General features: G+C 70.6%; 2 protein-coding genes. One reads left to right on the top strand and one right to left on the bottom strand.

What is annotated here, in order from left to right:
* The coding region (locus BFF77_RS23910) for a ferric reductase-like transmembrane domain-containing protein (RefSeq protein WP_066953271.1) at positions 1 to 1,444 on the bottom strand (1,444 nt) is incomplete at its 3' end.
* A 482-nt stretch (positions 1,445 to 1,926) separates the two neighbouring features.
* Between BFF77_RS23910 and BFF77_RS23905 the strand changes: the two genes are divergently transcribed.
* On the top strand, positions 1,927 to 3,352 hold a 1,426-nt coding region (locus BFF77_RS23905; RefSeq protein WP_141698509.1), incomplete at its 3' end, for a class I tRNA ligase family protein.

The following is a 3,352-nucleotide window of genomic DNA, read 5'->3' as shown; positions in this document are numbered from 1 at the left end:
CGGTGTCGTACGTCGGGATCGAGCCGGTCTCGTAGGCCGGGACGGAGCCGGTGTCGTACGTCGGGATCGCGCCCGTGTCGTACGGGGACGGCGCGTCGGGCCCGTAGACCGGGGCGGCGGCGCCACTCGTGTCGTACGGGGACGACGTCGTGCCGCTCGCCGGATACGAGGCGTTTGCGCCGGTGTCGTACGGAGAGGCCCCGTTCGGCCCGTAGGTGGGGACCGCGCCGGTGTCGTACGGGGTCGACGCGGGCGGTGCGAAGGCCTCCGCCGGGCGTGGCGGGGAGGGCGCGGGCCAGGAACCGGGCCTGCCCGAGGACTCTTCCGGGATGATCGGGAGTTCCTCGGTCAGAGGAACGCGTTCGGCGAGAGGTATCTCGCCGGTCGGTATGCGCGCGGTCGGCTCACCTCCTTGCGAGACCGCGCGATAGCCGGCCGACAGGCCCGTACCGGACTCCGTCCGTGGAAACGGCTCCGTGACACCGGTGCTGGTGCTGAACGGATCCGACGCGGGGTAGGGCTCCGCGCCCGATCGCGTCGCCTCGTACAGCGGCGGCGCCGGGGCGGTGAGCCGCGGCGGTGTACGCGGCCGCCCCAGCGCCGATCCGAGCGGCTGCGCCGAGACGGCGGGCTCGCGCTGTGTCCGCTGCTGGTAGCCGGGCTGCGACGGGATGCCCGACGCACCGGGGAGCGGGTCCGACACGAGATCGCGGCGGCTCTGCTCGGGCTCGGCGAGCGTTTCGCGCACGCCGCCGGTCAGGGTGAGGATCCGGTCGGCGAGCCGGCGTCTGAGCGGGGGTGGCAGCAGCCGTACCGACACGGCACCGGCGACTCCGAGGAGGGCCAGGCAGTACATGGTGACGACCCAGGTCGCGGCCGGGCGGCCGGTGTAGAGCCCGTGCACGAGCGCGAAGCACCAGGCCGGGTAGGCCAGCATGTGCATCGCGCGCCAGCGTCCCGCGAAGCGGCCGGGCACGGCGAAGGCACTGCGCATCGCGCCGGTCGTGGCGGCCACGACCATCAGCAGTCCGGCGAGCGAACCGAAGCCGATGAGACCGTTCGTCCCGCTGACACCGAGGCCGAAGGGCACCAGCGCGCCGAGCAGCGCCACATGCCCGAGGGTGACCTTGACCGTGACGTGCAGCAGCAGGAAACCGAGCGAGGCGATCGCCGTCGCGCGGTGGACGCCCTGGGCCAGCAGCCGGTGGCGCGGGGAGAGCAGCAGCCGGTCGGTGGCTATCAGACCCCAGGCGACGGCCCCGGTGAGCGACAGCAGGGACAGCACTCCGGTGGTGAAGTCGAGTGCGGCACGGAAGGCGTCGCCTCCCGCGACGGCGAGCAGTGGTACCAGTACCAGCGCGGCGACAGTGAGTCCGCCCTGGACCTGCCGGCTCATGCCGTGGTCCAGGGAGAGCGACGAGCTGAACTTGCGTTGAGGGTTCATGAGGGGGCAACTCCGAAGGGCTCGGGAAAGCGGTCCCGTTGCCGCATGCTAAGTGGAGCCATACCAGGCAGTACCCGGTTTGCAGGTTTAACCGGGGGAAGGTGAGTTACCCGACTCTTGGCGGCCCGAGAGATGCCCCGGAACGGGGGGATACGCGGGGTAACGGCTTACGTCTCCGGTCGTTCCACGATCGTTTCGTGCCCCTCCCGTGGCTCTCCCGTGCTTCTCGTGTGCCCGTCCGGTGCTCTCTGTGCGGGCTGTCGGGGCCCTGCGGTACCCTGACGCCATGCGAGCCGTACGCCTTCTGCTTAGCGGGCCGCGCTGATCAGTCCCGACGGATGAGAAATCCGGTCGGAATCGGCGCGGCGTCCCCTCCTGTGTGAGGGGTCTTTTTCGTTCACCGGCCGGCGCAGTCACTCGCCGAGTGGCACGGCACGGCCGAACCCCGCCGGCAGAGACGATCGATGGAGCTTCAGAGGATCATGAGCGAGACGAATTCCGCTGCCGCCGAGCAGACAGCGCCGCACCGCTACACGGCCGCCATGGCCGCCGACATCGAGGCGCGCTGGCAGGACTTCTGGGACGCCGAGGGCACGTACGAGGCACCGAACCCCACGGGTGATCTGGCCGGGGACCCGGCGCGGGTGGCCGAGCCCAAGAAGTTCATCATGGACATGTTCCCGTACCCGTCCGGCACCGGACTGCATGTCGGGCATCCGCTGGGCTACATCGCCACCGACGTGTTCGCCCGCCACCAGCGCATGACCGGGCACAACGTGCTGCACACGCTGGGCTTCGACGCGTTCGGCCTGCCCGCCGAGCAGCACGCGGTCGCCACCGGCACGCACCCGCGGGTCTCCACCGAGGCCGCCATGGACAACATGAAGGCGCAGCTGCGCCGGCTGGGTCTGGGACACGACAAGCGCCGGTCCGTGGCCACGATCGACCCGGACTACTACAAGTGGACCCAGTGGATCTTCGTACAGATCTTCAACTCCTGGTACGACAAGGACGCCGACAAGGCCCGTCCGATCGACACGCTGGTGGCGCAGTTCGAGAGCGGGTCGCGCGACACGCCCGACGGGCGCCCCTGGAGCGCGCTGAGCGCCGTCGAGCGCGCCGATGTCCTGGGCGGGTACCGGCTGGCCTACGCCTCCGACGCGCCCGTCAACTGGTCTCCCGGACTGGGCACCGTGCTGGCCAACGAGGAGGTCACCGCGGACGGGCGCTCCGAGCGCGGCAACTTCCCGGTGTTCAAGGCGAAGCTGCGTCAGTGGAACATGCGGATCACCGCGTACGCCGACCGGCTGCTGACCGATCTGGACGCGCTGGACTGGCCCGAGGCCATCAAGCTCCAGCAGCGCAACTGGATCGGCAGGAGCGAGGGCGCGCGCGTCGACTTCCCCGTCGGTGACGCGGGCGCGATCACCGTCTTCACGACGCGTCAGGACACCCTGTTCGGTGCCACGTACATGGTGCTGGCGCCGGAGCACGACCTGGTCGAGGAGATCGTCCCGGCCGTCTGGCCCGAGGGCACCCCAGACGTGTGGACGGGCGGACACGCGACTCCGGCCGACGCCGTCGGCGCGTACCGCAAGCAGGCCGCGTCGAAGTCCGACGTCGAGCGCCAGGCCGAGGCCAAGGACAAGACCGGCGTCTTCACCGGCGCGTTCGCCACCAACCCGGTCAGCGGCGAGCGGGTACCCGTCTTCATCGCCGACTATGTGCTGATGGGATACGGCACGGGCGCGATCATGGCCGTACCGGCGCACGACAGCCGCGACTTCGCGTTCGCGCGCGCCTTCGAGCTCCCGATGCGCTGTGTGGTCGAGCCCTCCGACGGCCGTTCCACCGACCCGGCGGAGTGGGACGACGCGTTCGACTCGTACGACGCGCGCGTCGTCAACT

Source organism: Streptomyces lushanensis, assembly GCF_001700515.1.
GTDB classification, from domain to species: Bacteria; Actinomycetota; Actinomycetes; order Streptomycetales; family Streptomycetaceae; genus Streptomyces; species Streptomyces lushanensis.
This window is presented reverse-complemented; position numbering and strand designations above follow the sequence as displayed.